The organism is Bradyrhizobium sp. 62, assembly GCF_023073035.1.
Lineage (GTDB): Bacteria > Pseudomonadota > Alphaproteobacteria > Rhizobiales > Xanthobacteraceae > Bradyrhizobium.
In genome coordinates this window covers 1,224,666-1,232,192 of the sequence record NZ_JADPIT010000015.1, presented here as the reverse complement: position 1 = coordinate 1,232,192, position 7,527 = coordinate 1,224,666, and the positions used below count along the sequence as shown (strand labels likewise).

General features: G+C 66.2%; 9 protein-coding genes and 1 pseudogene. 4 read left to right on the top strand and 6 right to left on the bottom strand.

Going from position 1 to position 7,527, the window contains the following annotated elements; all coding sequences use genetic code 11:
* Positions 1-45: 45 nt before the first annotated feature.
* Positions 46-513, bottom strand: a complete 468-nt coding sequence (locus IVB47_RS16470; protein ID WP_247286818.1) for a helix-turn-helix domain-containing protein — start codon at positions 511-513, stop codon at positions 46-48.
* A gap of 121 nt (positions 514-634) precedes the next feature.
* Between IVB47_RS16470 and IVB47_RS16465 the strand changes: the two genes are divergently transcribed.
* Together IVB47_RS16465 and IVB47_RS16460 are read left to right on the top strand one after the other, a co-directional pair.
* Positions 635-1,408: an SDR family oxidoreductase gene (locus tag IVB47_RS16465; protein ID WP_247462640.1), complete on the top strand. Its 774-nt coding sequence runs from the start codon at positions 635-637 to the stop codon at positions 1,406-1,408.
* Positions 1,409-1,585: 177 nt separating this feature from the next.
* On the top strand, positions 1,586-1,768 hold the full coding sequence (locus tag IVB47_RS16460; protein WP_247286816.1) for a hypothetical protein: 183 nt from the start codon (positions 1,586-1,588) through the stop codon (positions 1,766-1,768).
* Between the two features lie 72 nt (positions 1,769-1,840).
* On the opposite strand, the gene IVB47_RS16455 is transcribed toward IVB47_RS16460, so the two are convergent.
* Complete coding sequence (locus tag IVB47_RS16455) at positions 1,841-2,449, bottom strand: NAD(P)H-dependent oxidoreductase (protein ID WP_247286815.1); 609 nt, start codon at positions 2,447-2,449, stop codon at positions 1,841-1,843.
* A gap of 83 nt (positions 2,450-2,532) precedes the next feature.
* Here IVB47_RS16455 and IVB47_RS16450 point away from each other — a divergent pair, with 83 nt between their 5' ends.
* Positions 2,533-2,943, top strand: coding sequence for a helix-turn-helix domain-containing protein (locus IVB47_RS16450; protein ID WP_247462637.1), 411 nt, complete (start codon positions 2,533-2,535; stop codon positions 2,941-2,943).
* On the opposite strand, the gene dprA is transcribed toward IVB47_RS16450, so the two are convergent.
* On the bottom strand, positions 2,940-4,082 hold the full coding sequence (gene dprA, locus IVB47_RS16445) for a DNA-processing protein DprA (protein WP_247462634.1): 1,143 nt from the start codon (positions 4,080-4,082) through the stop codon (positions 2,940-2,942). The genes IVB47_RS16450 and dprA overlap by 4 nt on opposite strands.
* Positions 4,083-4,172: 90 nt before the next feature.
* Here dprA and IVB47_RS16440 point away from each other — a divergent pair, with 90 nt between their 5' ends.
* The gene (locus IVB47_RS16440; protein ID WP_247462632.1) at positions 4,173-5,417 is read left to right on the top strand and encodes an amidase; all 1,245 of its coding nucleotides are present in this window, start codon (positions 4,173-4,175) and stop codon (positions 5,415-5,417) included.
* On the opposite strand, the gene IVB47_RS16435 is transcribed toward IVB47_RS16440, so the two are convergent.
* The 3 genes and pseudogenes from IVB47_RS16435 to IVB47_RS16425 all read right to left on the bottom strand — a co-directional run.
* Positions 5,409-6,614, bottom strand: coding sequence for a patatin-like phospholipase family protein (locus tag IVB47_RS16435; protein WP_247462630.1), 1,206 nt, complete (start codon positions 6,612-6,614; stop codon positions 5,409-5,411). The two genes, IVB47_RS16440 and IVB47_RS16435, sit on opposite strands and share 9 nt — an antisense overlap.
* Positions 6,615-6,760: 146 nt before the next feature.
* Complete coding sequence (gene plsY / locus IVB47_RS16430; protein WP_027518383.1) at positions 6,761-7,357, bottom strand: glycerol-3-phosphate 1-O-acyltransferase PlsY; 597 nt, start codon at positions 7,355-7,357, stop codon at positions 6,761-6,763.
* Between the two features lie 32 nt (positions 7,358-7,389).
* Positions 7,390-7,527, bottom strand: a pseudogene (locus tag IVB47_RS16425) (dihydroorotase); the annotation flags it as partial.

Genomic DNA, 7,527 nt, shown 5'->3' with positions numbered 1-7,527 from the left:
GCTTCGCTGCGCTCGCAATGACGGGGTGGTGGCAGTTCGACGTTACTAGGCCGACCGCCGTCGCGGCGCTGGCCGCGGCTTCAGCATGGTATCGGCTTGCGTCAGCAGCCGCCCGTCTTCGGCGCGTAGCTCGAGCTTCTTCACCGGGCGGCCTTTCTCGCGATCGACCAGGATGGTCGAGATCTCCGACGGCCGATCGTCGAATTCCTCGCTCCATTGCCGCAGGGCTACCAGGATCGGGAAAGTGCCGCGGCCCTTTTCCGTCAACACATATTCCTGGTAGGCGCTGCCGTCGGAGGCGGGGGCCGTGGTCAGGATGCCGTGGTCGACCAGCGCGCGCAGCCGGGCCGACAAGATGTTCTTGGCCATGCCGAGCTTGTTCTGAAACTCGCCGAAGCGGCGCAGGCCGAACAGCGCCTCACGGATGATCAGCAGCGACCACCAGTCGCCGATCGCTTCCAGCGAGCGCGCGATCGGACAGGCATCGCCCTCGAAGCTCGTTCGTTTCACCATGGTCCAGTCCTTTCGCGATCGCACGGTCCAGTCGCCGTTCACGCGCTCGTGTGGTTGCATCTTAAAACCAGATAGCCTAGATGGCAATCATGGTTTTATGATGCAACCACTGGAGGCGAACGTGAGACTGAAGAACAAGACGGCCCTGATCACCGGCGGCAATAGCGGCATTGGGCTGGCAACGGCAAAGCTGTTCGTGGCCGAGGGCGCCAAGGTGGTGATCACCGGGCGCAACAAAGAGACGCTCGAGGCGGCCGCGAAGGAGCTCGGGCCGAACGGGCTCGCGCTCGCCGCGGACGCCACCGACATTGCGGCGACCGAAGCTGCGATCAAGAAGGGCGCCGAAACGTTCGGCAAATTCGACATCGTGTTCGCCAATGCCGGCATCGCCGGCGGCACGCCGCTGGGATCGGCCACGCTGGAGGTCTTCGAGAAGGTCATCAGCACCAATCTGACCGGCGTGTTCTTCACCGTGCAGTCCGCGCTGCCTTATCTCAACGACAACGCCTCGATCATCCTCAGCGGCTCGGTGATCTCCGTGCTCGGCATTCCCGGCTATTCGGCGTATGGCGCCGCCAAGGCCGGCGTGCGCGCGATGGCGCGGATCATGGCATCAGAACTGTCGCCGCGCGGCATTCGCGTCAACGTGGTCGCGCCAGGTGCGATCCGCACGCCGATCTGGGGACCTGCGACCGCGACGCCCGAAGCCGAGAAGGCGTTCGAGAAGCGGATCGCGCTGACGACGCCGCTGGGGCGCATTGGTGAAACAGATCACGTCGCGAAGACGGTGCTGTTCCTCGCCTCCGACGATTCCGCGCATGTGCAGGGCCAGGAAATCTTCGTCGACGGCGGCGCAGTCGCCTCGCCGAGCGGCGCGCCGATCTATCGCGGCTGATCAATTGAAGTGAAAATTGAATCGGTCGGCGCACGCAAACCGGTTGCGCCGACCGGTTCCCACGTCTCGCGAGCTGTATTTTCTGAACCTTGCGTGAGGCGTTGAACCTTCGCTTGCGCTGCCAAGACACTTTTACGGGCAGGGGGTCACGAAGACTCATTTTCAAGGGAGCCCGATATGCCAAAGGCAGCTCGTATTATTTCCCCGATTTCAGCACCGCGTATTTACACCGAAAACTCCACCATTCCCGCCAAGCGTTCCGACACCTCCGAATTCATCGGGGTCGCTCTTTTCTCCGGCATCGGCCTGTTCGTTTCGCTCGTCGCCGTCATCCTCGGCATTCAGGGCGCCTGGTTTTAGCTTCGCCGATCGCGCACCGGTCGATCAGCCGCCGCAAGCGATGTTGCGGCGGCTGACGATGTGCGCGTTGCGTCAGGCCGCGCGGAGGCTGGTTGCCGCCTCAAGCGCGCTTGCGAGCGACTTCTCGCGATGCTCCGGCCCGACCTGGATGCCATCGGCGCTGATGAATTCGGGATGATGGATGCCCATGAAGCCGAACACGCCACGCAGATAGCTTTCGAGGTGCTCCAGCGACGCGGCGGGCGTGCCCGCGCCGTAATAGCCCCCGCGCGAGATCGCGAAGATCACGCGCTTGCCGCCGGCAAGGCCCTGCGGTCCGTCCGCGCCGTAGCTGAACGTCTTCCCCGCCACAAGGATGCGGTCGATCCAGGCCTTGAGCTGGCTCGGAATGGTGAAATTGTACATGGGCGCGCCGATCACGACGATGTCGGCGGTAAGGAACTCGTCCAGCGCGGCCTTGCTGGCGGCGAGGTCGGGGCCGAGTTCCGCCGGCGCAGGCGCGCCTTGCGCGGCCGCGAGATGCGAACCGGAGAGATGGGCGAGCGGGCTCTGCGTCAGGTCGCGGTAGACGATGTCGAGCGACGGTGTCGCCTGCCTGAGACGGTCGACGATGGCGGCGGAGACCTGCCGGGAAACGGAGTGGGGGCCGAGCACGCTGGAGTCGATGTGGAGGAGTTTCATTCGGGATCACCCTGGTATAAGTTTGTAACCAGAGCTACATGAGTGACTATCGAAATCCCCGCAAGAACGCACCTTTTTGAGCCATGGGCACATCCTTGAAACCTGCGCACATCGATTTGACTGCCGCGCCGATGCCGGATCGCGACCACGCGGACTGCCGCGGCGTCGCCTCGATCCTCGCGCGCGTCGGCGACAAATGGAGCGTGTTCGTGATCATGATGCTGAGTGACGGGCCCAAGCGCTTCAACGAGCTCAAGCGCATGATCAACGGCATCTCGCAGCGGATGTTGACCCTGACGTTGCGCGGGCTCGAGCGCGACGGGCTGGTCACACGCACGATCTTCCCGACCATTCCGCCGCGCGTGGATTACGAGCTGACCGATCTCGGCCGCGGACTGCAGCAGCCGGTGAGGGCACTCGGCGAATGGGCGATCACGCATCAGGAGCAGATCGCCTCGGCGCGCACGCGCTTCGACGAGCGGAACACTCCTTAAAGCAGCGAGACCAAGCCACCGCCGTGGCGTTCGAGCCGGCCGGCGAGCTCGAGCTCCAAGAGCACGGTGCGCACGATGGCCGGCGAGGCGCCGGACATCCGCACGAGATCGTCGATCGTGACAGGGGCGGGGCCGAGCAGGCCGGTGATCTGATCGCGGTCGTGTCCTTGCGGATCGCTTTCGAACGGCTCGCTGTCGGGCTCGTTCGCGGTGCGCATCAGCGGCCGCTCCATGATCGGTGCGACCGCGTTGACGACGTCGGCGGCTTCGGTGACGAGCGTCGCGCCCTGCTTGATCAGGTCGTTGGTGCCGGCGGCGCGCGGATCGAGCGGCGAGCCCGGCACCGCGAACACTTCGCGGCCCTGTTCGGCCGCCATGCGTGCGGTGATCAGCGAGCCCGAGCGGTGCGCCGCCTCCACCACGACGACGCCGAGCGCGGCGCCCGAGATCAGCCGGTTGCGGCGGGGAAAGTCGCGGGCGCGCGGGTCATGGCCGAGCGGCATCTCGGAGATCGCAGCACCCTTGCGATCGAGGATCGAGGCCAGCAGATCGCCATGCTCCGGCGGATAGATGCAATCATGGCCGCCGGCGAGCACGGCGATGGTGCCGCTCTCGACACTGGCGCGGTGCGCGGCCTGATCGACGCCGCGGGCAAGGCCGGAGATGACGACAAAGCCGGCCTCGCCAAGCTCGCGGGCGAGCTGACCGGCGAATTTCAAGCCTGCACCGGAGGCGTTGCGCGAGCCGACGATCGCGATCATCGGCCGCATCAGCGTTGCAGTGTCGCCGCGCACGGCGAGCAGCGGCGGCGCATCGTCGAGCGTTGCCAGCCGCGCCGGATAACCGTCCTCGCCGGGCGCGAGCCAGGCAATTCCGAACTTGCGGCTCGCGGCAAGCTCGGCTTTCGCCTCGTCAGCGCTGCAGATGCGCGCCGATCGCTGCGCACCGCCGCGACGTGCCAGATCCGGCAGCCGCTCCAGCGCCGCGCGCGCCGTGCCGAAATGATCGACCAGCGACCGGAACGTGCGTGGCCCGACATTGTCCGACCGGATCAGCCGCAGGCGGTCGATCCTGTCGGCCTCGGTCAGCTCTACACTTGGATTGATGGCGTCCACGGCAGCTCCTTGCAGGCACAGCATGGAACAACCTGAGGGCGTGGGCAACAGCGGCGTGCGCTTGCGCGGCTTCGTCGCGATGCTAAAAGCGATCCCAATAAGAAGGGTATTGCCATGATCTCACTCGCCGACCTCCAGCGCCGCATCGAAGCGGGCGAGCTTTCGCCCGAGTCCGCCATAGCGCAATCGCATGCGGCGATCGAGGCGCGGGAGAAGGAGGTCCACGCCTTCGTCCGTCACGACCGCTCCGCGAAGGCGCAAGGCGCCGGGCCGCTGCGCGGTATCGCGGTCGGGATCAAGGACATCATCGACACCGCCGATTTCCCGACCGAGATGGGATCGTCGATCTATCGCGGCTGGCAGCCGCGCGCCGACGCGCCGGTGGTGATGATGCTGAAGCGTGCGGGCGCCACCATCATCGGCAAGACCACGACCACAGCGTTCGCCTCGCGCGATCCAACCCCGACGCTCAATCCGCATAACCTTGGCCATACGCCGGGCGGCTCGTCCTCGGGCTCGGCTGCGGCCGTCGGCGCCGGCATGATCCCGCTGGCGCTGGGCACCCAGACCGGCGGCTCGGTGATCCGCCCCGCCGCCTATTGCGGCACCGCCGCGATCAAGCCGTCGTTCCGGATGCTGCCGACGGTCGGCGTCAAATGCTATTCGTGGGCGCTCGACACGGTCGGCCTGTTCGGCGCGCGCGCGGAAGATCTCGCGCGCGGATTGCTCGCGATGACCGGCCGCACCGAATTCGCCGGCATCGTCCCGGCGAAGGCGCCGCGCATCGGCGTGGTCAGGCAGGAGTTTGCCGGTGCCGTGGAGCCGGCCGCCGAAGAGGGGCTGCAAGCCGCGATCAAGGCCGCCGAGAAGGCTGGCGCCAGCGTGAAGACTATCGATCTGCCGGAGGCGGTGCAGGAGGCTTGGCGCATCCATCCTGTGATCCAGGACTTCGAGGCGCATCGCGCGCTCGCCTGGGAATTTTCCGAACGCCACGACGAGATCGCGCCGATGCTGCGCGCCAGTCTCGATGCGACGGTCGGTCTCACACCCAAGGACTATGACGACGCGCGCCGGATCAGCCGCCGCGGACGCCGCGAGATCGGCGAATTGTTCGAGGAGTTCGACGTGCTGCTGACCTATTCGGCACCGGGCGCGCCGCCGGCCAAGGAACTCGCGAGCACCGGCGACCCCCGCTACAACAGGCTCTGGACACTGATGGGCAATCCTTGCGTCAACGTGCCGGTGCTCAAGGCTAATGGCCTGCCGATCGGAGTGCAGGTGATCGCGCGCTTCGGCAACGACGCGCATGCGCTGGCGACGGCGTGGTTCCTGGAGCAGGCGCTGGCGAAATCAAGCTAGCGCAGGTTCGAGAGCGACGATGCGCTGGCCAGATGCGGCCGGCGCTGCGCTGTGATCGGTGCCTTGCTTGAGCCAGCGCCCGACGGCCTCGCGGCCGCTGCGGTGAAGCGCGCGAATGAAGCCGCGGCCGAGATCGGTGGACGAGCGCTGCGCCAGGCCGTCGACGAAATCTTCCGCGGCGATCCTGGAGAGCCGCAGCGACGATGCGGCCTGCGATTGCGCCCATTCGATCGCCGCGATCTCGGCATTGAGGGCGGCGTTGGCCGCGATCTGGTCCAGCCTGCGGTCGATCGCGGCGAGCGTGATTGGCACGTAGCTGTCGCGCGCCGGCGTGACCTGGACCAGCAGGATTTCGGTGCTCGTCGTGTCCTGCACGAGCCGCAGCAGGGGCGGGTTGCCGCCGAGGCCGCCGTCCCAATAAGCCTCGCCGTCGATCTCCACCGCGCAATGAATCAGCGGTGGGCAGGTCGAGGCCAGCGCGACGTCGGCGGTGATCACGTCGTTGCGGAAGATCTGCTGCTGCCCGTCGCGGATCCGGGTCGCGGCGATCAGCAGCTTCGGGCAGCGCGGGTCGCGCAAGGCGGAAAAGTTGATGTCGCGCGACAGGGCCTGCCGCAGCGGATCGAGATCGAACGGATCGAACTGGCCGGAGCGCAGCGTCGGACCGAACGCGACCGAGCTTCCCGCCGGCGAGAAGCCGCCGATCAGCATCAGCGATCGGAACGAGGCCTCGTGCATCAGCCGGATCCAGAACCGGTTCAGCCGCGCACGCGCGCCTTCGCGGCCACCCTCGGCGAAACCGGAGGCGAGCAGCAGCGCGTTGATGGCGCCGGCACTGGCGCCGCTGATGGAGTCGATCGCAATGGATGGCTCTTCCAGCAGCCGCTCCAGCACGCCCCAGGTGAAAGCGGCGAAGGTGCCGCCGCCCTGAAGCGCCAGCGACAATCTTTGCGGCGGCCATTGGTTGGCTTCGGGTTGCGCGGGTGCGACTGGTGCCGCAGCGATCACGGCCTCAACTGTCAGAGGAGCTTGCGCGATGCGAGCAGGCGCCGGCGCTGGTGGCGAAACGGGCACAGGCTTGGGAGCAGGAACCGGCGAAGGCGCACCGGACCAGATATCCGTGGTCGAGAGCATCCGGCTTGCCGCAGTGCCCTGCAAGCCACCTTCAACATGCGCGCTGACAATCTTCTCGCTCATTCTGAGCAACCGCGTAGAGCCATGCCCATGATCAGGGCCAAGGCCTGGAACCCGTTCGTCCATACAGCCGTGATTCGGCTGCAAGTTGCGAACACCATTTGCGATATAATGCAGAAGGGGTGCCGCGGTATCCGTGGATTCCCGGCTTATGCCTTCTCGCCGATCCGGCTTTCCTTGCCCGATTGCAGTCGCTTGATGTTCTCGCGATGGGCGTAGAACAGCAGCAGCGTCAGCACCGCCGCCAGTGCAGCGAGTGCCGGTTGGCCGAACCACAACAGGAACAGCGGGGTGATGAACGAGGCCACCAGGGCCGAGAGCGAGGAATAGCGGGCGGTGAAGGCGGTCGCCAACCAGAGCAGGCAGAACACTACCGCCGCTGGCCAGAACAGCCCGAGCATGATGCCGATATAGACGGCGACACCCTTGCCGCCTTTGAATTTGAGCCAGACCGGGAAGAGATGGCCGAGGAAGGCGCCAAGTCCGGCCAGCATTGCGGCATTGGGACCGGCGATGTAGCCCGCGATCACCACCGCCACGGTGCCCTTGAGCGCGTCGAACAGCAGGGTTGCGGCGGCAAGGCCCTTGCGCCCCGTGCGCAGCACGTTGGTGGCGCCGATGCTGCCGGAGCCGATCGAGCGGATGTCCTGCGTGCCGCCGAGTTTCGTCAGGATCAGTCCGAACGGAATCGAACCGAGCAGGTAGCCGATGACAAAAGCCACCGGCAGGAACAATTCAAGCGCCATGTCTGCAAATTCCCTGGCTGCAGCTCCGCACGTCAGACATGCTCGTACACCGTCCGTCCGCCGACAATGGTGCGCACCACGCGACCTGTAAAGCGGGCCTCGTCGAACGGCGTGTTCTTGCAGGGCGATTTGAGGTCGGCGGGATCGACCACCCAGGGCACATCTGGGTC

What these genes read in the sequence shown, in the direction of transcription:
- IVB47_RS16470 (WP_247286818.1), bottom strand. Translation starts at nt 513, where the DNA reads ATGGTGAAACGAACGAGCTTCGAGGGCGATGCCTGTCCGATCGCGCGC.
- IVB47_RS16460 (WP_247286816.1), top strand. Translation starts at nt 1,586, where the DNA reads ATGCCAAAGGCAGCTCGTATTATTTCCCCGATTTCAGCACCGCGTATT.
- IVB47_RS16455 (WP_247286815.1), bottom strand. Translation starts at nt 2,449, where the DNA reads ATGAAACTCCTCCACATCGACTCCAGCGTGCTCGGCCCCCACTCCGTT.
- IVB47_RS16450 (WP_247462637.1), top strand. Translation starts at nt 2,533, where the DNA reads ATGGGCACATCCTTGAAACCTGCGCACATCGATTTGACTGCCGCGCCG.
- dprA (WP_247462634.1), bottom strand. Translation starts at nt 4,082, where the DNA reads ATGCTGTGCCTGCAAGGAGCTGCCGTGGACGCCATCAATCCAAGTGTA.
- IVB47_RS16440 (WP_247462632.1), top strand. Translation starts at nt 4,173, where the DNA reads ATGATCTCACTCGCCGACCTCCAGCGCCGCATCGAAGCGGGCGAGCTT.
- IVB47_RS16435 (WP_247462630.1), bottom strand. Translation starts at nt 6,614, where the DNA reads ATGAGCGAGAAGATTGTCAGCGCGCATGTTGAAGGTGGCTTGCAGGGC.
- plsY (WP_027518383.1), bottom strand. Translation starts at nt 7,357, where the DNA reads ATGGCGCTTGAATTGTTCCTGCCGGTGGCTTTTGTCATCGGCTACCTG.